Origin of the sequence: Leclercia sp. UBA1284 (assembly GCF_002308415.1) — a bacterium.
In the GTDB taxonomy this organism is placed as follows: Bacteria; Pseudomonadota; Gammaproteobacteria; order Enterobacterales; family Enterobacteriaceae; genus Enterobacter; species Enterobacter pneumoniae.
On sequence record NZ_DBUS01000006.1, the window covers coordinates 1,962,977 to 1,988,764 of the forward strand.

General features: G+C 55.0%; 21 protein-coding genes. 3 read left to right on the forward strand and 18 right to left on the reverse strand.

Going from position 1 to position 25,788, the window contains the following annotated elements:
• Positions 1 to 7: 7 nt before the first annotated feature.
• The 14 genes from cpsB to B3511_RS12795 form a co-directional block, all read right to left on the reverse strand.
• Complete coding sequence (gene cpsB / locus B3511_RS12730) at positions 8 to 1,444, reverse strand: mannose-1-phosphate guanyltransferase (protein ID WP_040074898.1); 1,437 nt, start codon at positions 1,442 to 1,444, stop codon at positions 8 to 10.
• A gap of 3 nt (positions 1,445 to 1,447) precedes the next feature.
• Complete coding sequence (gene wcaI, locus B3511_RS12735) at positions 1,448 to 2,671, reverse strand: colanic acid biosynthesis fucosyltransferase WcaI (RefSeq protein ID WP_046884803.1); 1,224 nt, start codon at positions 2,669 to 2,671, stop codon at positions 1,448 to 1,450.
• The gene (locus B3511_RS12740; RefSeq protein WP_040074896.1) at positions 2,668 to 3,147 is read right to left on the reverse strand and encodes a GDP-mannose mannosyl hydrolase; all 480 of its coding nucleotides are present in this window, start codon (positions 3,145 to 3,147) and stop codon (positions 2,668 to 2,670) included. The genes wcaI and B3511_RS12740 overlap by 4 nt, the downstream gene beginning before the upstream one ends.
• Before the next feature lie 2 nt (positions 3,148 to 3,149).
• Positions 3,150 to 4,115 (reverse strand): GDP-L-fucose synthase, encoded by a 966-nt coding sequence (gene fcl / locus B3511_RS12745; RefSeq protein WP_207292053.1) that lies wholly within the window; start codon positions 4,113 to 4,115, stop codon positions 3,150 to 3,152.
• A 2-nt stretch (positions 4,116 to 4,117) separates the two neighbouring features.
• The gene (gene gmd / locus B3511_RS12750) at positions 4,118 to 5,239 is read right to left on the reverse strand and encodes a GDP-mannose 4,6-dehydratase (protein WP_040074894.1); all 1,122 of its coding nucleotides are present in this window, start codon (positions 5,237 to 5,239) and stop codon (positions 4,118 to 4,120) included.
• Positions 5,240 to 5,258: 19 nt separating this feature from the next.
• Positions 5,259 to 5,813 (reverse strand): colanic acid biosynthesis acetyltransferase WcaF, encoded by a 555-nt coding sequence (gene wcaF, locus B3511_RS12755; RefSeq protein WP_040074893.1) that lies wholly within the window; start codon positions 5,811 to 5,813, stop codon positions 5,259 to 5,261.
• A 15-nt stretch (positions 5,814 to 5,828) separates the two neighbouring features.
• Complete coding sequence (wcaE, locus tag B3511_RS12760) at positions 5,829 to 6,575, reverse strand: colanic acid biosynthesis glycosyltransferase WcaE (protein WP_046884800.1); 747 nt, start codon at positions 6,573 to 6,575, stop codon at positions 5,829 to 5,831.
• Between the two features lie 12 nt (positions 6,576 to 6,587).
• Entirely contained in the window at positions 6,588 to 7,808 is a 1,221-nt protein-coding gene (gene wcaD, locus B3511_RS12765) for a colanic acid polymerase WcaD (protein WP_040074890.1), read from the reverse strand.
• On the reverse strand, positions 7,783 to 9,000 hold the full coding sequence (gene wcaC, locus B3511_RS12770; protein ID WP_212477787.1) for a colanic acid biosynthesis glycosyltransferase WcaC: 1,218 nt from the start codon (positions 8,998 to 9,000) through the stop codon (positions 7,783 to 7,785). Before wcaC ends, wcaD begins: the two co-directional genes overlap by 26 nt.
• Positions 8,997 to 9,488: a colanic acid biosynthesis acetyltransferase WcaB gene (gene wcaB / locus B3511_RS12775; RefSeq protein WP_040074888.1), complete on the reverse strand. Its 492-nt coding sequence runs from the start codon at positions 9,486 to 9,488 to the stop codon at positions 8,997 to 8,999. Before wcaB ends, wcaC begins: the two co-directional genes overlap by 4 nt.
• On the reverse strand, positions 9,488 to 10,330 hold the full coding sequence (gene wcaA, locus B3511_RS12780; protein WP_207292057.1) for a colanic acid biosynthesis glycosyltransferase WcaA: 843 nt from the start codon (positions 10,328 to 10,330) through the stop codon (positions 9,488 to 9,490). The genes wcaB and wcaA overlap by 1 nt, the downstream gene beginning before the upstream one ends.
• Before the next feature lie 74 nt (positions 10,331 to 10,404).
• The gene (gene wzc / locus B3511_RS12785; protein ID WP_286782666.1) at positions 10,405 to 12,567 is read right to left on the reverse strand and encodes a tyrosine-protein kinase Wzc; all 2,163 of its coding nucleotides are present in this window, start codon (positions 12,565 to 12,567) and stop codon (positions 10,405 to 10,407) included.
• A gap of 2 nt (positions 12,568 to 12,569) precedes the next feature.
• Positions 12,570 to 13,013: a low molecular weight protein-tyrosine-phosphatase Wzb gene (gene wzb / locus B3511_RS12790; protein WP_040074885.1), complete on the reverse strand. Its 444-nt coding sequence runs from the start codon at positions 13,011 to 13,013 to the stop codon at positions 12,570 to 12,572.
• Between the two features lie 6 nt (positions 13,014 to 13,019).
• Positions 13,020 to 14,156 (reverse strand): polysaccharide export protein, encoded by a 1,137-nt coding sequence (locus tag B3511_RS12795; protein ID WP_040074884.1) that lies wholly within the window; start codon positions 14,154 to 14,156, stop codon positions 13,020 to 13,022.
• A gap of 691 nt (positions 14,157 to 14,847) precedes the next feature.
• Between B3511_RS12795 and B3511_RS12800 the strand changes: the two genes are divergently transcribed.
• Positions 14,848 to 16,431 (forward strand): TerC family protein, encoded by a 1,584-nt coding sequence (locus B3511_RS12800; protein ID WP_233801770.1) that lies wholly within the window; start codon positions 14,848 to 14,850, stop codon positions 16,429 to 16,431.
• 40 nt (positions 16,432 to 16,471) lie between these two features.
• Here B3511_RS12800 and asmA read toward each other — a convergent pair whose 3' ends face one another.
• The 3 genes from asmA to udk form a co-directional block, all read right to left on the reverse strand.
• Complete coding sequence (asmA, locus tag B3511_RS12805) at positions 16,472 to 18,316, reverse strand: outer membrane assembly protein AsmA (RefSeq protein ID WP_286782670.1); 1,845 nt, start codon at positions 18,314 to 18,316, stop codon at positions 16,472 to 16,474.
• 26 nt (positions 18,317 to 18,342) lie between these two features.
• On the reverse strand, positions 18,343 to 18,924 hold the full coding sequence (gene dcd, locus B3511_RS12810) for a dCTP deaminase (protein ID WP_040074881.1): 582 nt from the start codon (positions 18,922 to 18,924) through the stop codon (positions 18,343 to 18,345).
• Between the two features lie 91 nt (positions 18,925 to 19,015).
• Positions 19,016 to 19,657, reverse strand: coding sequence for a uridine kinase (gene udk, locus B3511_RS12815; protein WP_040074880.1), 642 nt, complete (start codon positions 19,655 to 19,657; stop codon positions 19,016 to 19,018).
• A gap of 342 nt (positions 19,658 to 19,999) precedes the next feature.
• On the opposite strand from udk, the gene B3511_RS12820 reads away from it, so the two are divergent.
• Positions 20,000 to 23,326 carry a diguanylate cyclase gene (locus B3511_RS12820; protein ID WP_286782672.1) on the forward strand — a complete coding sequence of 1,109 codons (3,327 nt, stop codon included), beginning with the start codon at positions 20,000 to 20,002 and terminating at the stop codon, positions 23,324 to 23,326.
• On the opposite strand, the gene alkA is transcribed toward B3511_RS12820, so the two are convergent.
• Positions 23,291 to 24,163: a DNA-3-methyladenine glycosylase 2 gene (alkA, locus tag B3511_RS12825; RefSeq protein ID WP_286782674.1), complete on the reverse strand. Its 873-nt coding sequence runs from the start codon at positions 24,161 to 24,163 to the stop codon at positions 23,291 to 23,293. The two genes, B3511_RS12820 and alkA, sit on opposite strands and share 36 nt — an antisense overlap.
• A gap of 134 nt (positions 24,164 to 24,297) precedes the next feature.
• On the opposite strand from alkA, the gene yegD reads away from it, so the two are divergent.
• Positions 24,298 to 25,650, forward strand: coding sequence for a molecular chaperone (gene yegD, locus B3511_RS12830; protein WP_207292063.1), 1,353 nt, complete (start codon positions 24,298 to 24,300; stop codon positions 25,648 to 25,650).
• Positions 25,651 to 25,788 lie beyond the last annotated feature (138 nt).

Below are 25,788 nucleotides of genomic sequence, written 5' to 3' on the forward strand. Positions count from 1 at the left end.
TGCGCGGTTACACCCGCCCGTAGCGATCCTGGAAGCGGACGATGTCATCCTCTTCGAGATAGGAGCCTGAGCGCACTTCAATTAAGTCGAGAGGAATTTTCCCTGGGTTTTCCAGGCAGTGGGTTGCACCCAGCGGGATGTAGATGGATTCGTTTTCACCCAGCAGTTTGATTTCGCCGTCGATGGTCACCTTGGCGGTTCCCGCCACCACTACCCAGTGCTCCGCGCGATGGTGGTGCATCTGCACCGACAGCCCCTCGCCCGGCTTCACGGTGATGCGTTTCACCTGATAGCGGTCACCGGCATCAATGGAGTCATACTTCCCCCACGGACGGTACACTTCGCGGTGGATATGGTGCTCGTGGCGGCCATCGGCTTTGATCTGCTCAACCACTTTTTTGACATCCTGAACGGCGTTGCGGTCAGCAATCAGCACGGCGTCTTTGGTCTGCACAACCACCAGGTCTTTGACCCCCACGGTAGTTACCAGGCCGGACTCGGCATACACGTAGCTGTTTTCGGTTTTATGGCTAATGACATCGCCATGATGGACATTGCCCTCTGCGGTATGCGCACTGATCTCCCACAGGGATGACCACGAACCCACATCGCTCCAGCCCGCGTCCATCGGCACGACCACCGCATCGGCGGTGCGTTCCATTACCGCGTAGTCCACGGACTCTTCCGGGCAGGCCAGGAATGCTGCTTCGTCGACGCGAATAAAATCGAGATCCGGGTCGGTGACGTTCATCGCTTTTTCACAGGCGCGCAAAATATCCGGGCGATATTTCTCCAGCTCTTCGAGGTAACGCCCCGCGCGGAACAGGAACATGCCGCTGTTCCAGTAATACTCCCCGCTGGCAACATAGGCCTGCGCGGTATCCAGATTCGGTTTTTCGACAAACTGCGCCACATCGAATGCCACGCTGTCGCCTTCGCCTGGCGTCACATCACCGCGACGAATATAGCCATAGCCGGTTTCCGGCATGTCCGGCACGATACCAAAGGTCACCAGCTTACCGTTTTCGGCATAGGGGATAGCGGCGCGAACCGCATCGCGGAAGGTCTCTTCCTGCTGGATGACATGGTCCGCCGCCAGCACCAACATCAGCGGGTCACACTCCGGGCTGCTGCGTTTTGCTGCCAGTGCCGCCAGGGCAATGGCCGGCGCGGTGTTACGTCCGGCAGGCTCCAGAATGATGTTTTCTGTCAGTTTGTTCAGCTGGCGCAGCTGCTCGGCAACAATAAAGCGATGCTGTTCGTTACAGATCACCACCGGGCTTTCACACTCCACGCCGTTCAGACGGTTCACTGTCGTCTGCAGCATGGTGAGCTCCCCTTTCAGGCAGAGGAACTGTTTTGGATAGAGCACGCGGGACAGCGGCCACAACCGGCTACCAGAGCCTCCAGCCATCACGACCGGATACAGTTTGCTTTGACTCATGATTTATCCCCGTATATCTGCAATAAATTGGCTCAGCACGTTCTCTTTTTCGAGCGTGCGTTCGGCATATTCACGTGCCACCGTGTTCTCTTTTGGCATGGCGAGTGCCTGTTCAATGCCGGCGACCAGGGCAGAGACCGACTCTGGCTCTACGCAGACGGCGATCCCTGGATAGCTGTCGCACAGCTGGCCTAATTCGGTTTCGGCTTCGGCGGTGATGACTGCGTTACCGCCGACGGCGAGTATGTTGGTCAGCTTCGACGGCAGGACGGCATCTGCCGCGCCGCGTTTCTGTACCACCAGATGGCAATCGCCCATCTTTAGCAGCGCCGGCAATGCGTCGTAGGACTGAAGCGGGAAAAATTTCACATTCGTCAGGCCGCGTTCGGTGGCCATTTTTTCCAGTCGGGCTTTGCCGCCCCCCTGGCCAACAATGACAAACTGCCATGGCTGGTCGCTAAGCTGGGTCGCAGCCTCGATCACGCTCTCCAGCCCCTGCTTTTCGCCGATGTTGCCCGAGTAAAGAATGATTTTGTGCTCGTCAGGCAAACCCAGCTGCGTGCGCAGTGCCTGAGCGTCACTTTCTGTCACGTCACGAAAGCGCGCCACTTCCGACCAGTTAGGGAAGAAGATGACTTTTTCCGCCGCCACCCCCTTCTCCTGCGCTTTGTTCATCATGGAGCGCGAGATGGTCGAGACGTAATCGACGTTGTGCAGGCCATTGCGCTCGAAGGCGCTCGCCAGCTTCGCAACGGTGCCGCCCTTCCCTTTGCCGGCCATTCCCAGGCCGAGCATGGCGTCCACTTCATAATCCTGAATATGCAGCAGGGTGCGCGCGCCGGAGAGTTTGCCCAGCAGACGCATGCCTGGTGTGCAAAAGAGCGTCGGCACGACGCCAATAATGCGATCCGGCTTCCAGCGACGCTGCGCCATCAGCGGGAAGAAACTGCTCAGGGCAAAGCTGCCCAGATGAATTAAACGTTTCAGCGTCGACGGCTGCTTCGGTACATAAAGCGGGCAGCGCCACACGGTGGCCTTGCCCTCTTCCCGACGATAACGCCAGCCGGAGTAGCGTTCGCCCACTTTCCACTCCGGGTAGTAAGGCGGTGCGGTAATGACCCGCACCTCGTGACCCTGGCTCGCCATCCACTCGACCATCTCACCGGTGTATTTTCCGATCCCGGTCAGCTCTGGGGAGTAGTTGATTCCGTAAACGAGGATTTTCATAGTCCCGGCACCCCGGCCTGACGCTCGGCAAGGAAATAGGCCCGACTGTTGTCGTGAACATTGTCGCTTGCCAGCAACGCCTCTGGCGTCAGCCAGCGGTAGTCGTCATGCTGGGCGTCAGGCAGACGCAGGTCTGCCTCACTGACCTTCAGACGGAAACCGAGCACCACGTAGTGGGTGGTGAAGTCCGGACCTGAAAAGTTATCGTCATAGAAGTGCTGCCAGACACCGTAAAACTGCCCTGCCGCCATCGGCAAACGCAGGCCCAGCTCCGCGAGAGTCAGTCGCTCAAAGGCATTCGCCAGCGTCTCATCCTTCTGTACGCGCCCACCGGGCACGAACCAGAAGCCCTGTGCAGGACGATTGGTTCGTTTCCCCAGTAAGAACTCGCCGCGTTCGTTCTCCACGATCAAATCAATAGAGATGAGCGGAGTGGAACGAACGACCGTGGCAAAATCTTCCTGACTTAAAAACATCATTACCCCCGGAAGCGGTGCTGATTTTCCAGGAACCACTGGTACGTGCTTGCCAGCCCCTGTTCCAGTGATACCTCGTGATACCAGCCCAGCTGATGCAGACGGGTCACATCCAGCAGTTTGCGCGGGGTGCCGTCCGGTTTGCTGGCGTCGAACACCACGCGACCTTTGTAGCCCACCACTTTCGCGATGGTCTGTGCCAGCTCACGAATGGTGCAGTCCACGCCGGTACCCACATTAATGTGCGACAGCATCGGCTCGGTATTCTCCTGCCATACCTCGCGATCCAGCTCCATCACGTGAATGCTGGCTGCCGCCATATCATCCACATGCAGGAACTCGCGCATCGGCGTACCGCTGCCCCACACCACCACGTCCGGTGCGTTATCCGCAGTGGCTTCGTGGAACCGACGCAGCAGCGCCGGGATCACGTGCGAATTGCTCGGGTGGAAGTTATCGTGCGGCCCGTACAGGTTGGTCGGCATCACCGAGCGATAGTCGCGGTTGTACTGACGGTTGTAGGACTCACACAGCTTAATCCCGGCAATTTTGGCAATCGCGTACGGCTCGTTGGTCGCTTCCAGCGTCCCCTGCAGCAGTTCGCTCTCAGCGATAGGCTGCTTCGCCATTTTCGGGTAGATACAGGAGGATCCGAGGAACAGCAGCTTGTTCACGTCATGCTTATGCGCCGCGTGAATGATGTTGCTCTCGATCATCATGTTCTCGTAGATGAAATCCGCCGGGTAGGTATTGTTCGCCACAATACCCCCCACTTTCGCCGCCGCCAGATAGACCTGGTCAATGCGCGTGTTGGCAAAGAAATCTTCTACCGCACGGCCATCAAGCAGATTCAGCTCGTCGCGGGTGCGAACAACCACCTCGACGTCGCCGCGCTGTTCAAGCTGGCGAACAATCGCGGAACCCACCATTCCGCGATGACCGGCGACAAAAATACGTTGTTTTGTCATTCTCAGGACTCCAGCGCGATGGCAACCTCGTAGCCATGGGACTTAAGCAGGGAGTGTTTCTTCGCGGCTTCGAGATCTTTTGCCACCATCTCTGCGACCATCTCCTGCAGCGTGGTTTCCGGCTTCCAGCCCAGTTTTTCGTGCGCTTTGGTTGGGTCGCCCAGCAGGGTTTCAACTTCAGCAGGACGGAAGTAACGCGGGTCAACCTCAACAATGACATCGCCTGGTTTCACGCCCGGTGCGTCATGACCGGTTACAGAGACCACGATACCTTTCTCTTCAACGCCAGTGCCTTCAAAGCGCAGTTTGATACCCAGCTGCGCCGCGGCCATCTCTACGAACTGACGCACGGAGTACTGCACGCCGGTAGCGATAACGAAATCTTCTGGTTTTTCCTGCTGCAGCATCATCCACTGCATTTTCACGTAATCTTTCGCATGGCCCCAGTCACGCAGGGAGTCCATGTTGCCCAGGTGCAGTTTCTTCTCCAGACCCTGCGCGATATTAGCGATAGCGCGGGTAATTTTACGGGTTACGAAGGTTTCGCCGCGACGTGGAGATTCGTGGTTGAATAGGATGCCGTTACAGGCATACATGCCATAGGATTCACGGTAGTTCACAGTGATCCAGTAGGCGTACATTTTGGCTACGGCATACGGAGAACGCGGGTAGAACGGGGTGGTCTCTTTCTGCGGGATCTCTTGCACCAGGCCGTACAGCTCAGAAGTGGATGCCTGATAGAAACGGGTTTTCTTCTCCAGGCCCAGGAAGCGAATCGCTTCCAGCAGACGCAGGGTACCGATGGCGTCAACATCTGCGGTGTATTCCGGGGATTCAAAGGAGACCGCAACGTGGCTCATTGCCCCCAGGTTGTACACCTCATCCGGCTGCACTTCCTGCAGGATACGGGTCAGGTTAGAGGTGTCGGTCAGGTCGCCGTAATGCAGATGGAATTTCGGGTTAGCCGCGTGCGGATCCTGATAGATATGGTCAACACGCTCTGTGTTAAATGAAGAGGCACGACGCTTAATACCGTGCACTTCATACCCTTTTTCCAGCAGCAGCTCTGCCAGGTAAGAACCATCTTGTCCGGTAACGCCGGTGATGAGAGCGACTTTAGACATGTTTATTTTCCTCTACTTATCAAAGTTTTTCAGTTTCTACGCGTTCGCGTATCACCACTGCGGGATTGCCACGGCAAACTGCATTTGCCGGTAGCGATTTAAAAACGCTGCTGCGGGCGCCAATAACGGTGCCATCACCAACAGTTACACCCGGTGCAACAAAAACATCTGTTGCCAGCCAGCATTTTTCACCAATCACAATAGGCGTGGCGGTAATATCAAAATGCGGGCTCATAAAATCGTGGCTGCCAGTGCACAAATAACACTTTTGCGATACCACCGCGTTTGCGCCGATGGTAATGTCGCCAAGGGTATATAACACCGCGTCATCCCCTACCCAGGCATAATCTCCGAGGGTTAATTTCCACGGGTAGGTAATTTTTACCGATGGACGAATGACTACGTTTTTTCCTATTTTTGCGCCGAAGAGTCGTAATAAAAATGCTCGCCAGCGATATAAAATCTGCGGTGACCAGGCAAATAACGTTGCCTGTACGGCCCACCACAATTGAACTTTGATTCCGTTTGCGCCGCGAAACCCCTTCGGCATGGAAAAACCACTAAGATCCTGCATAACGTTCTCTTATATTCAGGCTTTGTTATAGAGGGCTTTCGTTTTACCCGTCGTTTTCAGACGTAAAAAATAAGATAATTCCGCCCAGAACCCAGGCACTCGTAATATTTTGCGCTGGACTTTTTTGGCGTCCTGGCACAATTCCAGATTATTCGAGGTTGAAACGCCGCCCATTGAGAATTCCGACACCAACCCTTTAATGCGTTTAAACGGGAAGCCCGCTTTAAACATTCTGGCGGCAAGAGCGTAATCGGATGAAACCTTATACTGCAAATCATAGGGGTAGGTTTTTAAGCCATTGACCGGGAAGAAAATAGCCTGATGACTGGCGGGCAGGCTATGATAAATATACCAACCATGTTTTGCCGCACGTTTGACTTTATTCCCGTCGCCGAAATCGAGCAGCGCATCGCCGATATACATGGCATTCTCTTTTTCACGCATCAGCTGGCGCACAAACAACGCGACGTCTTCATGGAACACATCACCGGAGTTAAGGAAGATCGCGTAACGACCTTGCGCCATGTCGATGCCCTTATTCATGGCGTCGTAGATGCCTTTATCTTTCTCGCTGATATAACGTAAGTTGAACTCACCGTTGCGTTTTTCGAGAAACTCTGCGGTGCCATCGTCCGAGCCGCCATCGACCACGATCCATTCAAAAGTGAGGCTGGGGTCGCGTGCCAGATTGCGCAGCGAGCGCCAGGTTTTTACTACCCCATCGTAATTACGAAAGGCGACAGTAATGACGCTAAGAAACATATAACCACCTCGTTATGAATTCGTAATATTAAGCGCTTTGCGCAAAATAAACGGACAGACAATTAAGAACGCATACTCCGGGCTAAAAATTGACCCAGTAAAGAACAGTGAAACCGGCGTAAAAAGATAAAGCTGCACACGAAAATTCTGATTATCACCAAACGCGTTGATCGTCATTTTGAATACTTTGAACAGATACCACAGCGTTAACAAAACGGCGAACCAGGAAAAATAAATAATTAACAGATACAGACCATTGTCTATGGTTTTACCCACGTCCGCACCGTTAAAGATTCCGAATGATGCAACATATTCGTAAAGTGAGCCGAATCTTACTACACCATCAATATGGGTTAATGAATAACCCACCATCACCAGCGGTCCAATTATACGATAATACGATGACGAGCCTTCTGTTCCTAAATCACCCAGACGGGTAGAAATGTACGGGAACGCGAATACCAGCCCGACTAAAAACACCGCTAATGAAATGATTGCCAGGGGCAGTTTTTTCTTAATCGCCTCTTTATTCAGGTACTGAAACGCCCATTCCAGCAGGTAAAACAGGATAAATGTCATCACCCCTGAGAAGGACCCTGACAGGACAATTCCTGCAAGAATCATAGCATCGCTCTTAGGGGTTTTGATACCAAACTGTTTGATGCTGAGCCAAATTGAGATTAAAGCCAGAGCAAAAAATGCCGGTTCAAAATAGAGCGCAGTGGTTCGTTTTCCACCGAACTTAATGAAGTTCAGAACATAGCTGTTACTGTAAATCAGATATTTCGAGATTATCTCCATCAGGCTACTGCCACCGGTTAAAATAATCTGCGCCATTTCCATAGCAGCAAGCATAACAATGATGGCAATGACAATATAAAAGAACCTGAGGATCTTCCGATAATTATGTGGAGAGATGGTTTTAAACCGAATACTCCACACCATACCGATAATAATGACGATATAAACAAACAGCATGGTCGAGGTGACATATTTGCTGGCATCCAGCGACTGACCAAAGATGTAGTTAAAGGCGGTAAGCCCGGCGCCGAGCCCCAGCGCAATCATCAACTTCTTCACGCTTATCTTATCGACATACAACAACAGCAGAACCGGTAAGAAGGTGACGATGGTGATGGGGAAGCTCTCCCCCAGCTGGGCAATCTTGACGTTGACCAGCAGGTAAATCAGCGGCAGCAGCAGATAACTACAGATTCTGATAGAACGAGACATACTCCTCCAGCATCTGTTGGCCACTGTAAGCCTTGCGGCTGCGGTTGCGGAACGATTCCAGGGTGGTGCCAAAAACAGCCTGGGCAATCTCGGCCTTCGGTAGCTGGACCAGCGGCAGTACCTCCTGCTCGGAGAAGGTTTTCCCGCCCGATTTCTCCAGCACCTCTTGCGCCGCATCGCTGTGCGTTGCAATTACCGGCACGCCAATAGAGAGCGCTTCACATAAAATCAGGGGGTAGTTATCGACCCGGGAGCTGAACACCAGCGCATCCATACCGTTGAGGGCGCTCATCAGCTTGCGTTTGTCGGTTTCAAAGCCGTGGTTCACCACGTTAGCCCCTTCGAACGGCGAAAATTTACCGAAGGTGTGCAGCTCAATTTTGTCGCCGAGCGCCATCATGTCGCGCACCAGCTGCTGATTGGTTTTACCGTCGTAACGCAGGTCATGGGCGACGATAGCGATTTTCGGTTTGCCCGCTGTCGCCGCGACCGGCTCCAGCTCTGCCAGAATGGCTTCCGTGGCGACGTCGATGCCGTTATTAATGATCTTGCAGCGCCCTGCCCCATACAGGCTATTGAACGCATCGGCGACGTGCTGGCTCGGGGAGATAAACTGGCAGCCCAGCGCCAGCATGTCGCGAAACAGCTGACGTTTACCCGCCACCAGCTGATGGGCACGGTCAATTTTCACCGGCGGATAATTCTCGAGGGTCGGGCATTTCTGGCAGTTCGTTTTCCAGCCTTCACAGCCATCGGTAAACGCGCAGCGGCCGGTTACGCTCCAGTGATCATGCAGCGTCCAGACGAAGGTGGTATCGGGTTTATGCCCTTTCACCTTTTCACAAAATGCCACCACCTCTGTCAGCTTTAACCAGTAGCTGTGCAGCACATGAAAGTGCAGGACCACCGGACCCGGCGTGCGGGTTACCGTGCGATAGAGGTTATTCAGGTTGCCGAACAGATCCCGGTTAAAAAGGCGAAACAGCGCGATGTTTGCCACCGAGGTCAGGCGCGGGGTGTGCTTCACCACCTGCGGATAGTTATCGTGACTCACGCTTTTTTTACCGCCCTTGCCATAGCCGTAGACAAAACGCGACGCGAGCCCTTTTTGTAATGCGCGCTGATGCAGATCCAGCGCGACGCCTGCTGCCCCGCCCTCGGCGAGACGAACATTAAATTGCAGAATATTCATTTAATCACCTTCACGCGGGCTTTTTCACCCACCACCAGCGCGTTGTCCGGAATACTGTCGAGCACGACGCTGCCCGCACCAACGGTGACGTTATTCCCCACGGTGATTTCGCCAATCATCACCACGTTGGCTCCAAGCTCAACGTTATTGCCAATCACCGGGCAGGCAAGATTGTCCGGGCCGCGGTTACCCAGGGTGACCCCATGGCGGATGGTGAAATCATCCCCGGCGACCACAAATTTATTGATCACCACCGCATAGCCGTGGTGGATCGTAAAGCGACGACCAATGGTGGCCGCAGCCTGAATCTCATAGCCAAAAAAGCATTCGGTAATGATGCGATAGAGCACCAGTACCGGCGCCGCCCAGAGGTTATTAATCACATTCTTCTTGCGCCAGACAGAGCAAAAATGGGCGATGCGATAAGCCAGAACCATGCAGCAGGGGCGCAGGCTCCAGCCGTTTGCGCGGCAATCTTCCAGAAACATTATTTCCCCCGAAGCCCGTCAGCCAGACGCTTGGTATTACGCACAGAAAAGAGCGTCAGCAGCGTGCGCCAGTTCATGCGCTTGTTGCGGATCTGGTAGAGGGTAAAGAGCTGATACTTACGGCTCGCACGGTCGAACTTGTCTTTGTGCTTGCGGTAGAAATGGAAGTAGCCGGAGAACTTTTTCGGCGAGGAGGTAATCTGCATCTCACCGTGGTTGATGTGCAGGATCTGCGTCGCGTCCTCTACCTTCCACGGCTCACCGTACTCCACCACCATCCGCAGGAAGATGTCGTAGTCCTGCGCCGCTTTCAGGGTAGTGTCGAACAGACACTCTTTGAAACGCCATGACCAGGTAAAGACCTGATTACCAATAATGTTGCGCTTATAAAAGAGGCGACGGGAATAAGGCGATTTCGGGTAGAGCGGCAGGCTCGCCGGTTGTGAATAGACTTCGCCCTGGCAGACATAATCGTTGGCGTACAGAAACGCGTGCGTAACCAACTGCGCCTGGTGAGACAGGAAGATAGAGAGACGGTTTGGCGTCCACTCATCGTCATCGTCAATACCGGTTAAAAACTCGCCTTTAGCCTGCAAAATCGCCTGATTGCGTACCGCGCAGGCGCCGGAATTGATCGCGTTGTGCGTATACATCACTCGCGGGTCATTGAGGTCGGTAACGAAGTTCTGTAACTGCTCCCAGGAGGAGGAGCAATCATCAACAATAATCAGCTCCCAGTTATCGTAATCCTGACGTAAAACCGATTTAATCGCGCGGATCGCCAACTGCTGACGGTTCCATGTCGGCATATAGATAGAGATCAATGGGCGTTGTGTGGTCATGGTCTTCCCCGGATGAATTCGATGCCCTCACCCCTACCCTCCCCCTCTGGGAGAGTCGGGATGAGGAAAACAGGTTATTTACTGTCAGACTTATATTCGTACTCGTAGTACCCGTAATCCTGGTACCCGGTGGCGCGACGGAAGATGGAGTTAAGAATGACCCCCTTCACCTCAATGCCGTTCTGCTCGAAGCGACTGAGGCTGGTCTCCACCTCTTTAAGGGTGTTAACTGCATAACGCGCAACCATCAGGGTGGTTCCCGCATGGCGGCCGACAATGGCAGCATCCGTCACGGCAAGGATTGGCGGGGTATCGATTAACACCAGGTCATAGTGTTTGCTCGCCCATGCAATCAGCTGAGTAAAGCGCTCGCTCATCAACAGTTCAGACGGGTTTGGCGGCACCTGACCACGCGGTACGAGGTCGAAATTGGTAATAGAAGTGGGTTTGGCGCAGTTCTCAATGTCACCTTTGCCCAACAGCACTTCTGACAGGCCATTGACGTTATTGGTGCCGAGCAGCTCGTGGGTGTAGCCCTTACGCATATCACAGTCGATCAGCAGCACGCGCTTGTTGGTCTGGCTGATCACCGCCGCAAGGTTGGCACAGACAAAGGTCTTACCAATTGATGGACTAACCCCGGTCAACATCAGGACGTTATTTTTCGCCTGCATCATGGCGAAGTGGAGGCTAGTACGCAGGCTGCGCACCGCTTCAATCGCCAGATCCGTTGGGTTACCCACCGCCAGCAGCTGGCTCTGTTTGTAACGCTTAACCCCCTTCACGGTTTTGACGCTATCGCGGGATTTTTGCCATTCAGAGAGCGGGATGCTGGCATAGACGCTGATACCGTTCTCTTCCAGCACCTGCGGGCTTTCGATACCGCGGTTGAACAGAGAGCGCAGCAGTACACCCACAATCGAGAGCATCAGGCCAAGAATGATGCTGCCGAGAATAATCAGCGCTTTCTTCGGCTTCAGTACCCCTGGCTGGGTGATGGCCGGGTCGACGATACGGACATCGCCCACGGTGCTGGCCTCGGTGATCTTCAGCTCCTGCTGTTTATTCAGCAACTGCATATAGACCTGCTGACCTGACTCCACATCACGCGTCAGACGTACAATCTCTTGCTGGGTCTTCGGCATGGCGGTCACGCGGTTGTTCAGTTTGGCTTTCTCATCCTCTAAGGCCTTACGTTTTTCCAGCAGCGTGCGGTATGCCGGGTGACGTTTGGTATAGAGCTTGGAGATTTCCGCCTCTTTAAAGGTCAGCTCGTTCAGCTGGGCGTCGATATTGACCATCGAATCCAGCACCGATTTCGCCTCTAAAGGCAGGTCAACCGAGTCCTTATCCTGACGATAGGCGTTGAGTTTGTTCTCGGCTTCATCCAGGCTGGCGCGCACTTCAGGAAGCTGTTTCGCCAGGAAGGCCAGGCTCTTCGCCGCTTCTTCGGATTTACGCTCAACGTTCTGCTCGAGATAGTTGCGGGTGATGCTGTTCAGGATATCGCGGATTTTATCTTTATCTTCACCGGTAAAGGTCATGCTCAGCACGCCGGTGTCTTTACCCGTTTCCGTCACCGTGAGGTTATTTTGCAGGTTGTTAATCATCCCAAGCGTGGAGAACTTGGTGACGGTAAACTCGCTGCCCTCAGCGGCCTGAATCGCGTTCACTTTAATGCTCACGCCATCTTTGCTGAGCAACTGCCCTACTTCGCCACGGGCGCTAAAGCCGGCGTCGCTGGTCAGTTGGTACTGCTTAGGCCCCAGCACTTCGAGGGTAAAGACCTGATCGGCCGTCCCCTTTGGCAGGCTAAAGTCAGTCACTTTGACGGTATCGTTTTGCCGTCCCATCAGACGATCCCAGCCCGCACCGAAGACCGGGAAGGTATTTTTGCTAACGGCGATATCCAGACCCAGGTCGCGCACGGTTTTACCCAGCACCAGACGCGACTGCAGCAGCTGAATTTCCGCTTCTGAAGCCGGTGGCTTGTTCGCCAGCGCCGAGCCAATATCCTGCACCAGCGAGTTGCCGGTGTTTTGCTCGATCTGCACCAGCGCATCGGCGCTGTAGATGGGAGTAGCGAACAGGGTGTAGACCACCGCCGCCAGCGCAAAGACGGCGGTGGTGCCTAACACCCACCAGCGCGCCTCAACCACGGTCCCAATCAGGCGACCAATATCGATTTCATCGCTGCCCGCGGTCGAGGCGGAAGAAGCTTTTACTTTTTCTGTCATTGTTATCCCTGCTGAACGTTCAGTGCCTGCGCCCACTGACGGGCAGACTGGTCAAGTAAGGTGTAAACCGCTTCAAAGGCTTCACGGCTTTTGCGATAGGGATCGGGGATTTCGCGTTCGTTGTCCCAGTGACCAAACAGCATCACTTTGCCGCGCATCTCCGGCGCGATATCGCACAGAGCGTGAATATGGCGCTTTTCCATCGCCAGGATCAGGTCATATTCCCGACACATGGCGGCTGAAACCTGACGGGCGCAATGCCCGTCGAGAGAGAGGTTATGTTGCTCTGCCACGCTCGTTGCACGCTCGTCGGCCCCTTTGCCTACCAGCGCACCCAGGCCTGCAGAACCCACCGTCAGCCCCGGCTGATATTGCTTTAACAGCCGCTCGGCCGTGGGGGAACGGCAAATGTTCCCCACGCACACCACCAGAATTTTGTTAAACATCGCGGATTACCAGTTATGAACGTCGCTTGCCGTGTCGGTCATGTAGCGAACGCCACTGATCGTCGGCAGCAACTGGTTGATCAGGCGGTTCCAGCGAGCAACCGGTGCGGTCGTCACGTAGACCACGTCATACGGCTGGAGGCGGAACTCGGTTGCCATCACCAGAGAGGTGGCATCGGACATATCCAGCTGATAAATGTTGGCAATCTTGCCGTTGCTGCCCTGTCCTTTGAGCGGACGAATAACGAAGATGCCGCTGGCATTGGAGGTCGTCAGATCGATACCTTCCGCCGAGCCCAGCGCTTCGGTCAGCGTCATGCCGCTGAAGTCCATTTTGAGGGTGCTCTGTTTCTTCACTTCGCCCATCACGAACACTTTCAGATCGTCATTACGCGGCACAAAGAGGATGTCACCCGGATAGAGCAGTCGGTTCTGGCTCAGGTCGCCGTTTTGCATCAGCGCCTGCAAGGAGATGCGTTGTTCTTTGCCCTGATGGGTCAGTACAACATTGCGCCAGTCGGCATTTTCGGTCAGCCCGCCTGCGGCGTTGATAGCGTCAAGTACGGTCAGCGGCACGTTGGTGATCGCCTGCTGCCCCGATTTATTGACCTGCCCGGAGATATAGGCTTTTTGCGAACGGAACGCGGCGATATTAACGTCCACCTGCGGATCAGCGATGTACTGCGCTAAGCGGCTGGTAATATCACTACGGATCTCGGCCAGCGTTTTGCCAACCACGTGTACTTTGCCAATGTAGGGATAGAACATGGTGCCGTCAGGCTGTACCCAGTTGCCGGTATCGCTCGAGCTACGGTACTGACCGGCTGGCGTCGTCAACTCCGGGTGGTCCCAGACGGTAACGCTAACGACATCGCCTGGGCCGACGCGATACTGATAAGAGGAGATCTCCTGATCCAGCGAGACGTTCGGCTGGGCCACGTTCGGGCGTGGGCGTAATTGCTCCACCAGTCTTGGTGTCAGGGGATAAACATTTACCATCCGATCAAGGTCGAAATCAGCATCTTGCTGTTTAATCACATCCTTACCCATGGTCGACATATTGCTGCCAGGTAAGACGGTGCACCCACTCATCAAGGTCACAGACACCAATAATGGCATCAATTTCATTTTGGATTTCATCATTGATTATTTATCACTTTGGCAGAGTAATTATCCTGTGCGGTTTAATTAAATGCGCGGCATTTAACTTTTAGCATGCGGTTAATAAAACAGAAATATAACTGGCATCAGTCCTAAAAAAAGTTTATTCATCCGCAAGCTATTGACAGAATAATCGAGGCTGATTAACACGCTTTCAGGCACGCTACCGCCCTTGGCTTTCAGTTACCAATCCACTGTTTAAACAGTAATTTATGGATAAACACCCTCTTTGACATGGTTTAATCGAAAGATATATCGGGCAAGAAAACGCATCTCCAGATATAAACTTTCTGTTCTTTAAACCGACACTGAAATAGCAACAAGAGGCTTTAACATTTGATGCTGGAGGAATTGTTGCAGCTAACGATTTAGCAGGCAAGGAAACAACAGTCGGCGCATCGCTTTTTAAGATTAATATTAACGGCAAATTTTTAATGTTTTAGGATTTTCTTCAGGTTGACAAAAATGAATATATAACCGTTACCTGCGATATTTCTTAAATATAATTATTTAAGGGGATTCTGGTTATAACCCTAAATTAACCATGGGAATAGAATGAGCCGTATTTGCGGCGTTGCCCGAGGAAATCCCAGGCTGGCATTGCATTTTTCGCAGGCTTTATCCATGATCGAAATGTGACATTTGTCATATTACAAAAGGTATGATTCCCGCTATGGAATGGATTGCAGATCCATCAATCTGGGCCGGTCTGGTCACTCTGGTGTTACTGGAACTGGTGCTCGGCATCGACAACCTGGTCTTTATCGCCATTCTTGCCGAAAAATTGCCCCCTGCTCAGCGCGATCGCGCTCGCGTCACCGGCCTGCTTCTGGCCATGGTGATGCGCCTGCTATTACTGGCCTCTATTTCCTGGCTGGTGGGGCTCACCAAACCGCTATTTACGGTACACGGCCTGGGCTTCAGCGCACGCGACCTGATTATGCTTTTTGGCGGCCTGTTCCTGATCTTCAAAGCCACCGTCGAACTCAATGAACGGCTGGAAGGTAAGGATAATGAAAACCCCACCCAGCGCCGGGGCGCCAGATTCTGGCCGGTGGTGGCGCAAATTGTGGTGCTGGACGCCGTCTTCTCTCTTGATTCGGTGATCACCGCCGTGGGGATGGTGGACCATCTGGCCGTTATGATGGCAGCCGTCATCATTGCCATTGCGCTGATGGTGATGGGCAGTAAGGCGTTAACGCGCTTCGTTAATAGCCACCCGACAATCGTCATTCTCTGTCTTAGCTTCCTCCTGATGATCGGCTTTAGCCTGGTGGCAGACGGCTTTGGCTTCCACATTCCAAAAGGCTATCTGTACGCGGCCATAGGGTTCTCGGTCATCATCGAGGCGCTAAACCAGCTGGCCATTTTCAACCGCCGTCGCTTTCTGTCAGCCAATCAGACGCTACGTCAGCGCACAGCTGAGACGGTGATGCGTCTGCTGAGCGGAAAGAAAGAGGATGCGGAACTGGATGCGGAGTCGGCCTCCCTGCTGGCGGATCATGACAGCAGCCAGATCTTTAACCCGCAGGAACGTCGAATGATTGAGCGGGTATTAAATCTTAACCAGCGTTCTGTCAGCAGCATCATGACCTCCCGTCACGATATCGAGCATATCGACCTCAACGCCCCGGAGGCGCAAATCCGCGCGCTGCTGGAAAAAAACCAGCATACCCGCGTGGTGGTAACCGGTGGCGAGCAGGAGGAGGATCTGCTCGGCGTGGTACACGTTATCGACCTGCTCAACCAGCAGTTACAGGATGAACCGCTTGATCTGCGGGCGCTGGTGCGTCAGCCGCTGGTCTTCCCGGAGGGGCTGCCGCTGCTCTCTGCGCTGGAACAGTTCCGCAACGCCCGTACGCACTTTGCCTTTGTGGTGGATGAATTCGGCTCCGTTGAGGGGGTGGTGACCCTGAGCGACGTGATGGAAACCATTGCCGGTAACCTGCCCAATGAAGTGGAAGAGATCGACGCCCGCCATGATATTCAGAAAAACGCCGACGGAAGCTGGACGGCGAACGGTCATATGCCGCTGGAAGACCTGGTGCAGTATGTGCCACTGCCGCTGGATGAGAAGCGTGAGTATCACACCCTCGCCGGTCTGCTGATGGAATACCTGCAACGTATTCCCGCCCCTGGGGAAGAGGTCCAGGTGGGTCACTATGCTCTGAGGACGCTGGAAGTCGATCATCACCGGGTGCAGAAGGTGCAGTTAATTCCGCAGGCTGATGAAGCAGAGGAAGAGTACGAAGTGTAATAAAAAGCCGGGTAAGGCTAACCCCTACCCGGCTTAATCATTAAAGTTTTTCCAGCAGCTTTTTCACGTCTTTACTGTTTTTCGAATCCTTGTTGCGATCCGCCCAGTCGTTCAGACGCCGTTTGGCTTCATCCTGAAGATGTTTACGCATCAGCTGATCCACCTGCAGACTGTAGTTGAGCGCCTGCCACTGCCCATACACGCTAAGCGGGATCGGCGTCTGTTTCAGGAAGTCAATCAGCTTGCCTTCGCCCAACCAGCCCTCCAGCACCGTCACTTTAAAGTGGGTATCCGCCGTCTCTTTGACCAGGTCCATCGTGCCATCGCCCTCGAGCGATAACATAGGCGATTCACCCTGCATGCTCTCCAGCGAGAGCTGGCCGTTATCAAGCGAAAGCTCGGTAACGAAGCGATTCAGACGGGTGGCGTTCTCGAAGTTATCTTTGACCTTCACGTTACTGCTGCGCTCCACCGCCTGCTGCACCAGCTGCTGGAAGTTAAGCCCTTCCATACGGGTGTTGCTCATCTCAACGTGGGCCTGGCCTTGCCAGTTGCGTCGGAAGGCCTCGGCGTCGATCTTGCCGCCAGAGAAATCGCCCGCCAGCGTCAGGCTACCGGTCAGGGGGATCGGATAGTTGAAGGCTTTCAGGATGGTGCCAATCTCGACATTTTCCAGCCGCGGCTGGAATGCCGTGCGGGCCTCCGCTTTACGCACATCCAGGGTGCCTGGCAACGAGAGGCGCCCCTGCCCCATCTCACCGCTCAGATCGCTGATGGTGAGCAAACCATTTTTGTTGGTCATCTGGCTGGAGACATGGGTGAAATCCATGCCGCGCCAGTGGACGCGGTTGGCTTTTAGCATGATATCCGCGTCAAAACCGCGCAGACCGTTATAATCAGGCTGATCGAGGTTCGTCGAGATCACCGGACGCGGCTTCGGCTGAGACTGCCCCTGCTGCGCCACGTCACCCTGGGCGGCAGCGGCTTGCGCCGTAAGCAGATTTTCAAGATTTAGCGTATCAAATTGCAGGTTGATCACCCATTGCGGGGTGTCGCTCAGCATCACGCTCGCCTGGCCAGTCAACGCGCTGTCGTTCGCTTTCAGATCGAGCTGATTGAGCTCAAGCTGTTTGCGCTCTTCCCGCCAGACTGCCTGCAGTTTGCCCTGTCCGGTGATCCCCTGCGCCGGAAGATCGGCCCCGGTCAGCTGCCAGTCAAGCTGCTGAATATTGGCAATCAGCTGGTGAGGATAGTCAGACGCATCGACATTCGCATTCAGCGAGACCACCATGTCGCGCTGATTACGGTTCACGCGCCCGCTAAAGTCCATCGTCCCTTTATGGTGCTCATCCTGCTCCATCTGCAGATTGATATTACGCACCGTCACCTGTTCGTCGCTCTCATGCTGGAACACCAGCACGCTATCGGCGACCTTCAGTTTGCCAATATCAAACGACCAGCCGTTATCTTCAGCTACGTCGGGGAGCGTGTTTTCGCGCGGCGCCACCGGGGCATCGGGCTTGCGCACCGCCTCGGTCTGCGGCGTCAACTGAATTACCGCCCCTTTAAGCATCACCTGATTCACCTGCAACTGATGCGAAAGAAGCGGCATTAACGCCACGTCCAGACGCATATTGTCGGAGGTAAGCAGCGGCACGGAAGCCCCCGGCGCGGTTAACGACATCCGGCCGGAAAGAATGCTTAACTGCGGCCAGACGTGCCAGCGCAGCGGGCCGTCCAGCTTCATCACGTAGCCACTGCGCGCTTCAACCTGGCGCACCATGTAGGCACGAAAATCGTTGGGATTAACCAGCAGCACCAACGCAGTAAGACCTGCCAGCAAGACCACCAGCAAAATCATCAGCGTTGTCAGAACTCTTCTCATGGCTTCCTCGGTGGACTGGGCTGGGCTCAGTCTTTGTCAATACGACTGGCAACCGCACCCTGCTGATCGCGGTATTTCGCATCCTGGCGGCGGTTGTAAGGACGTGCAGCCGGGCCGGTCAGCGGCTCGAAACTGAGCGCGCCAATCATCATGCCTGGACGTAATGCCAGCGGCAATTTACCGGCGTTGAAGAACTCCAGCACAATGCGACCCGACCAGCCTGGATCGATACGGTGCGCGGTTACGTGCACCATCAGCCCCAGACGCGCCAGGGACGAACGTCCATCAAGCCAGCCAACCAGATCGGCAGGCAGGGTCACGGACTCAAAGGTAACCGCCAGCGCCAGTTCTCCTGGGTGCAGATAAAAGGCCTCGCCGTCCTCAAGAACAATCTCGTCGCTCATCACGCGTTCGAGTGCGGCGCTCACTTCATCTTTTGGACCGCTAAGGTCGATAAAGGGGGCGGTATGCCCGCTGAAGGTGCGGAATTTATTGCCCAGACGCACATCCACGGTCACGCCATTAATGCGCTCCACGGGCGGACGGGGTGAAATGGACAGACGGCCTTCATCGAGCCAGGCTTCAATATCTTTGTCACACAGACGCATGGCACTCTCTCCTTTCGTGCATCACTCCCTCGGGCTTATCTGCGCCGAGGGTGAACCGGGTTATCTCTGAACGGTACACAATTCGCGTGTTTTATTCAAAAAACTGGCTGATTTTCGCTTTCAGAATATCGATCGCAATACGGTTTTTACCCCCGCGCGGCACGATAATATCGGCGTACTGTTTGGACGGTTCAATAAACTGCAGGAACATTGGACGTACCGTTTTCTGATATTGCGCCATAACGGAGTCCATGGAGCGACCGCGTTCGTTAACGTCGCGCTTGATGCGGCGCATCAGGCAAATATCCAGTGGCGTATCAACAAAAATGGAGAAGTTCATCGATTCGCGCAGACGCGCGTCGGTCAGCAGCAGGATGCCTTCAAGGATAATGACCTTCTTTGGCTCAATACGGATGGTTTCCTGCGTGCGGGTATGTTCAACATAGCTGTAGACGGGTAATTCAATTGGGGCGCCATTCTTCAGAGACTGAAGATGCTGAAACAGCAGGCTGTGATCCATCGCGCTGGGATGGTCATAGTTGGTCTTAACGCGCTCTTCCATCGACAGATGACTTTGATCCTTGTAATAGCTGTCTTCCGGAATGACACCGATGTGCTCATCACCAACCTGTTCACGTAATTCACGGTAAAGCGTACTAGCAATAAGACTTTTACCTGAAGCCGATGCGCCGGCGATGCCTATAATGACGCACTGATGAGACTTATCAGTCATAAATTTAGCGACCTGAGTAACCTGGATGTAAAGGAAGGACGACGCCGAAGCGTCAAACGGCGCAATTATAGGGATTTCGCTCCCGTGATACCAGTCGAAAGCGCAGGTTATGCGTGACGCGCGAAAATAGCCTTTTTCTTCCCGCTGCGTTATTACCCTGTTCACTTTTCCATCATCAAAGATGAAATTTTTGCAGGATAACTATTTAATAACTCTATGATGTCAAATTATGAGCAGCCACCATATGAATTGTAAATTGTTTGTACTAGCATAATCCAAATTCATCATTCAACTCGTCCGGACCTCGTTCGTGACGGCATGGCGTCCCCTGGATAAGCGGTAATGAATAAACAATACCAGCGCGTTTTGGTTACCACCCCACATCCTTTACTACGGCTTGTCAGTCTTGGTCTGGTTACCTTTATCTTTACCCTTTTTTCGCTGGAGCTGACGCGTTTCGGTACATTACTGGCACCTTTATGGTTCCCGACCGCCATTATGATGGTGGCTTTTTACCGTCACGCCGGCAAAATGTGGCCCGGTATCGCGCTCGCCTGCACCTTCGGTAATATCTTTGCCACCTGGCTGCTCTTCTCCTGGGATTCCCTTAATCTGTGGTACGGGTTGATCAACACCCTCGAGGCGGTGGTCGGCGCGCTGTTGCTGCGAAAACTGCTTCCCTGGTATAACCCGCTGCAAAATCTGGGCGACTGGATCCGTCTGGCGATCGGCAGCGCCGTAATCCCGCCTCTGCTGGGCGGCATGCTGGCGTATCTGCTGGTCCCTACCGCCGAGCCGATGCGCAACTTCCTGGTCTGGGTGCTCTCGGAAACCATCGGCGCGCTGGCGCTGGTGCCGCTGGGGCTGCTGTTTAAACCCCACTACCTGCTGCGTCATCGCAATCCGCAATTACTGCTCGAAACGCTGGTCACCATGGTGGTGACGCTGGTGCTAAGCTGGATCGCCATCCGCTTTTTACCCTGGCCCTTTACCGCGATTATCGTCTTACTGATGTGGAGCGCCGTCCGATTACCACGCCTTGAGGCATTTCTGGTCTTCCTGGTCACGGTAATGATGGTATCGCTGTTGATCGCCTCTTCGCCGGTGCCGCTGGTCACTGAAAATGCCGCCATGCTCAACGCCCCCTGGCTACCATTCCTGATGATGCTGTTGCCCGCTAACGTCATGACCATGGTGATGTACGCCTTCCGCGCCGAGCGGAAACACATCACCGAGAGCGAAGAACGTTTTCGCAATGCCATGGAGTACTCCGCGATCGGCATGGCGCTGGTCGGTACCGACGGCCAGTGGCTGCAGGCCAACAAAGCGCTTTGTCAGTTCCTCGGTTACTCCCAGTCTGAGCTGCACTCCCTGACGTTCCAGCAGGTGACCTGGCCCGAAGATCTCAATCTTGACCTCGAGCAGATGGAGCAACTGATCCGCGGGGATATCAACAGCTACTCAATGGAGAAGCGTTACTACACCCGCAATGGTGAGGTGGTCTGGGCGCTGCTGGCGGTCTCGCTGGTGCGCCATGCGGACGGCAGCCCGCTCTATTTCATCGCCCAGATCGAAGACATTAACGATCTCAAACAGACCGAATGGGTTAACAAGCGCCTGATGGAGCGCATTACTCTCGCTAACGAAGCGGGGGGAATTGGTATCTGGGAGTGGGATGTTAAACCGGACATGATCAGCTGGGATAAGCGCATGTTCGAACTCTATGAAGTTCCGCCGCATATTAAACCGACCTGGCAGATGTGGCATGAATGTATGCTCCCGGAGGACCGCGCCCATGCTGAACAGGTGGTACGTGATGCCCTGGCCGCGCGCATTCCCTTCAAGCTGGAGTTTCGTATTCGGGTCAAAGAGGGGGTTCGTCACATCCGCGCGCTGGCGAATCGGGTGCTGAATAAGCAGGGCGAGGTCGAACGCCTGCTCGGCGTCAATATGGATATGACCGAGGTAAAAGAGCTTAACGAAGCGCTGTTCCAGGAAAAAGAGCGTCTGCATATTACCCTCGATTCCATCGGCGAAGCCGTGCTCTGTACCGATGTCGATATGAACGTCACCTTTATGAACCCGGTCGCCGAGAAGATGAGCGGCTGGACGCAGCAAGACGCGATGGGCCAGCCGATTTTATCGGTGCTGCATATTACCTTTGGTAATAGCGGCCCGCTGATGGAAAACATTCACAGCGGGGATATGTCCCGTACCGATATCGAACAGGATGTCGTCCTGCACAGCCGCAGTGGCGGGAGCTACGATATTCACTACAGCATCACCCCACTGAGCACTCTCGATGGACAAAACATCGGCTCGGTGCTGGTCATTCAGGATGTTACCGAGTCGCGCAAAATGCTGCGTGAACTGAGCTACAACGCCTCTCACGACGCCCTCACCCACCTGGCAAACCGCGTCAGCTTTGAAGCGCACCTGAAACGTCTGCTCCATATGGTGCAGGAGACCCGCCAGCGACATGCGCTGGTGTTTATCGATCTCGACCGTTTTAAAGCGGTGAATGACACCGCAGGCCATGCGGCGGGCGATGCCCTGCTGCGTGAGCTCTCTTCGCTGATGCTCAGCATGCTGCGTTCGACCGATGTGCTGGCGCGTCTTGGCGGGGACGAGTTTGGTTTACTGTTGCCTGAATGCAATACCGAAAGCGCCCGCTACATCGCGGGGCGTATCATTAATGCCATCAACGATTACCACTTTATGTGGGACGGCCGCCTGCACCGTATCGGCGCCAGCGCCGGGATTACGCTTATCGACGCTGTAAACCACCAGGCCGCTGAAGTGATGTCTCAGGCGGATATTGCCTGCTACGCCTCAAAAAACAGCGGGCGTGGGGTGGTCACGGTGTATGAACCGCAGCAAGAACGCATGCAGAGCAACCGCAATATGATGTCGCTCGATGAGCAGTGGCACATGATTAAAGACAACAACCTGGTGATGCTGGCGCGCAGCGTGGCGTCACCGCGTATCCCGGAGAGCAGCAATTTCTGGATGCTGTCGCTGCGCCTGTGGACCAGCGAAGGGGAAGTTCTTGAAGAGCAGACCTTCCGGGCCGGGCTGGCTGAGCCCGAGCTCCTTCACGCTCTCGACAGACGCGTGATGCAGGAGTTCTTCCGCAGCTTTGCTGCCCCGCTGGCTAAAAAAGGGACCGGCGTGGCCCTTCCGCTGTCGCTGGCTGGACTGGCCAGCGTGACCCTGGTCGACGAGCTGCTGGATATGCTGGCACAGAGCCCGCTACCGGCACGACTACTGCACCTGATGCTGCATATTGACGTACTGAGACAGCAAAATAACGCCTGTCTGCAGGGGCTGGATAAACTGCGCCGCGCCGGCTGCCGTATCATCCTCAGCCACGTCGGGCGAGATATGGACGAGTTCAACCACCTCAGTGCCCATCAGGCAGATTACCTGCTGCTGGATCCCGAGGTCGTGACCAACGTTCACGGCAACCTGATGGACGAGATGTTGGTCACCATTATCCAGGGTCATGCCCAGCGGCTGGGCATGAAAACGATCGCCGGGCCGAGCAACCAGCCGGTGGTGATGGACACGCTCTCGGGCATCGGCATCGACTATATCTACGGCAATACCATTGACGAACCGCGCCCGCTGGAACTACTGCTTAATACCAGCTACTTCGCTATCAACTGACGGCGTCCAGCCTTCGGTATACCAGATATGCAGCAGCGCGTATGAGCGCCACGGCTGCCACCGGGCGGCATAGCGCCGTATCCCGGCCGGGGTCATGCCGGCAAAGCGTTGCTTGATCAGATAATCATCCGGTAAGAACACATCTTTTGCCTGCCAGCCGCGCAGGGCGAAATAATTCGCCGTCCAGCGCCCGATGCCCGGGCGCGTTTGCAGCGCCTTCACGCCCGCCTCGATGTCATCCGGCGGCGTAAGAGGAAATGTCCCGGCCTCCACCGACTGCGCCAGGTAAATGAGCGACTCGGCGCGTTTAACTGGCATGCCGAGCGCCTTCAAGGCCAGCGGGTCGGCATTTGCCAGCGCCGCCGGGGTAGGAAAGCAGAAATAGCCAGGCGCCCCTGCGAGCGGCTCACCACACAAGGCGACCACTTTCGCGGTGAGCTTCGCCGCCATCGCTACGCTCACCAGCTGGCCGAGAATAGCGCGTACCCCCTGCTCGTAAGCATCCATCGAGCCGGGCAGTCGCAGGCCGGGCCGGGCAGCACCGAGCGCCCCGAGTACCCCGGCTATCTGCTGCGGGCGACAATCCAGGTCAAACAGCCGGGCCACGCGCGCCAGGACCGGGCCAGCGACCGGCAGCAGCCCGTCACTCAGTTCAACCTGTAGCGTGCCGTCTTGCAGGTGCGGCGTGGCGCGAATTAACCCGACATGCACCTCACAGGCGAAACTGCGCACGTAGTCAGTGGCGGTCACGGTTTCGATACCGGTGACCGCACGGGCGGCCAAAAAATCGAACATCCATTGCCAGTCGTAGGGGGGTTGCCAGTGCAGAATAAACATTACGGCTCCTTTTTTCGTTACTCCACAGCATAACGCTGCCCGGCGGTTCTTGCCTTGCTTTCATATTCCAGTTGTCGCAGGCGAGACATTTCGCTAAAGTCTCGCCCCTTCTCAATGGCATGGGGATTTCGCACGTGTTTATCGGATTTGACTATGGTACCGCCAACTGTTCTGTGGCGGTGATGCAAGACGGGCAGCCACAGCTGCTCAAAATGGAAAATAACAGCACCCTGCTGCCATCAATGATTTGCGCGCCCACGCGTGAAGCGGTAAGCGAGTGGCTCTATCGTCATCATCAGGTTCCGGCTACCGGCACGGAAACCCAGGCGCTGTTACGCCGGGCGGTAAGCTTCAATCGCGAAGAGGATATCGACGTTACCGCCACCAGCGTGCAGTTTGGACTCTCCTCGCTGGGCCACTATATTGAGGACCCGGAAGAGGTCTACTTTGTTAAATCCCCGAAATCCTTCCTCGGTGCCAGCGGACTGAAGCCGCAGCAGGTTGCTCTGTTTGAGGATCTGGTTTGCGCCATGATGCTGCATATTCGTCAGCAGGCACAGTCGCAGGTGACGGATACCATTACCCAGGCGGTGATTGGTCGCCCTATTAACTTCCAGGGGCTGGGGGGAGACGACGCGAACCAGCAGGCGCAAGGGATCCTTGAGCGTGCCGCCCACCGCGCAGGTTTTCAGGACGTGGTGTTCCAGTATGAGCCGGTTGCCGCCGGTCTGGATTTTGAAGCGACGCTTAGTGAAGAGAAACGTGTGCTGGTAGTGGATATCGGCGGCGGGACAACTGACTGCTCGCTGCTGCTGATGGGGCCACAATGGCATGTCCGCCGCGACCGTGAAAATAGCCTGCTGGGACACAGCGGGTGCCGCGTAGGCGGGAACGATCTTGATATTGCACTGGCGTTCAAAAGCCTGATGCCGCTGCTGGGCATGGGCGGCCAGACGGAAAAAGGTATCGCCCTGCCGATCCTCCCCTGGTGGAATGCGGTTGCCATTAACGACGTCCCCGCTCAGAGCGATTTCTACAGTACCGCCAACGGTCGTTTCCTTAATGACCTGGTGCGCGATGCGCAGGATGCCGACAAAGTCGCCCTGCTGTATAAGCTCTGGCGTCAGCGTCTGAGCTATCGCGTGGTGCGTAGCGCCGAAGAGAGTAAAATTGCCCTTTCAGAAGCAGCCGATCATACCGTTACGCTGCCGTTTATCGGCGATGAGCTGGCCACCGCGATTAGTCAGCAGGGGCTGGAGGCGGCACTGGCACAACCGTTGCAGCGCATTCTGGAACAGGTGCAGTTGGCGCTGGATAATGGTAAAGAGAAACCGGACGTGATCTACCTTACCGGCGGTAGCGCCAAATCGCCGTTAATTAAGCGTGCGCTGGCGGAGCAGTTGCCGGGCATCCCGATTGCTGGCGGCGATGATTTCGGCTCGGTGACGGCGGGGCTGGCGCGTTGGGCGCAGGTAGTGTTTAGCTGACATAGTTGCGGGCTGATGCTCTCACCCCACCCCTCTCCTACAGGGAGAGGGGGAAATGCCTAAAAAAGGCAACCCGTTTTGCCTTTTTGCCTTACCCTCATTCAGACAATTCCAGACAGTCTTCCATATTTCCTCCAT

Excerpts from the sequence above, each read along its gene's own strand:
- B3511_RS12795 (WP_040074884.1), bottom strand. The coding sequence starts at position 14,156 with ATGATGAAATCCAAAATGAAATTGATGCCATTATTGGTGTCTGTGACC.
- alkA (WP_286782674.1), bottom strand. The coding sequence starts at position 24,163 with ATGTTTATTCTGCACTGGCAACCCCCCTACGACTGGCAATGGATGTTC.
- wcaD (WP_040074890.1), bottom strand. The coding sequence starts at position 7,808 with ATGTCTCGTTCTATCAGAATCTGTAGTTATCTGCTGCTGCCGCTGATT.
- wcaC (WP_212477787.1), bottom strand. The coding sequence starts at position 9,000 with ATGAATATTCTGCAATTTAATGTTCGTCTCGCCGAGGGCGGGGCAGCA.
- wzc (WP_286782666.1), bottom strand. The coding sequence starts at position 12,567 with ATGACAGAAAAAGTAAAAGCTTCTTCCGCCTCGACCGCGGGCAGCGAT.
- B3511_RS12800 (WP_233801770.1), top strand. The coding sequence starts at position 14,848 with ATGGAATGGATTGCAGATCCATCAATCTGGGCCGGTCTGGTCACTCTG.
- wcaF (WP_040074893.1), bottom strand. The coding sequence starts at position 5,813 with ATGCAGGATCTTAGTGGTTTTTCCATGCCGAAGGGGTTTCGCGGCGCA.
- B3511_RS12740 (WP_040074896.1), bottom strand. The coding sequence starts at position 3,147 with ATGTTTTTAAGTCAGGAAGATTTTGCCACGGTCGTTCGTTCCACTCCG.
- wcaA (WP_207292057.1), bottom strand. The coding sequence starts at position 10,330 with ATGACCACACAACGCCCATTGATCTCTATCTATATGCCGACATGGAAC.
- wcaI (WP_046884803.1), bottom strand. The coding sequence starts at position 2,671 with ATGAAAATCCTCGTTTACGGAATCAACTACTCCCCAGAGCTGACCGGG.
- wcaB (WP_040074888.1), bottom strand. The coding sequence starts at position 9,488 with ATGTTTCTGGAAGATTGCCGCGCAAACGGCTGGAGCCTGCGCCCCTGC.
- B3511_RS12820 (WP_286782672.1), top strand. The coding sequence starts at position 20,000 with ATGAATAAACAATACCAGCGCGTTTTGGTTACCACCCCACATCCTTTA.
- asmA (WP_286782670.1), bottom strand. The coding sequence starts at position 18,316 with ATGAGAAGAGTTCTGACAACGCTGATGATTTTGCTGGTGGTCTTGCTG.
- gmd (WP_040074894.1), bottom strand. The coding sequence starts at position 5,239 with ATGTCTAAAGTCGCTCTCATCACCGGCGTTACCGGACAAGATGGTTCT.
- cpsB (WP_040074898.1), bottom strand. The coding sequence starts at position 1,444 with ATGAGTCAAAGCAAACTGTATCCGGTCGTGATGGCTGGAGGCTCTGGT.
- wzb (WP_040074885.1), bottom strand. The coding sequence starts at position 13,013 with ATGTTTAACAAAATTCTGGTGGTGTGCGTGGGGAACATTTGCCGTTCC.
- dcd (WP_040074881.1), bottom strand. The coding sequence starts at position 18,924 with ATGCGTCTGTGTGACAAAGATATTGAAGCCTGGCTCGATGAAGGCCGT.
- wcaE (WP_046884800.1), bottom strand. The coding sequence starts at position 6,575 with ATGTTTCTTAGCGTCATTACTGTCGCCTTTCGTAATTACGATGGGGTA.
- fcl (WP_207292053.1), bottom strand. The coding sequence starts at position 4,115 with ATGACAAAACAACGTATTTTTGTCGCCGGTCATCGCGGAATGGTGGGT.
- udk (WP_040074880.1), bottom strand. The coding sequence starts at position 19,657 with ATGACTGATAAGTCTCATCAGTGCGTCATTATAGGCATCGCCGGCGCA.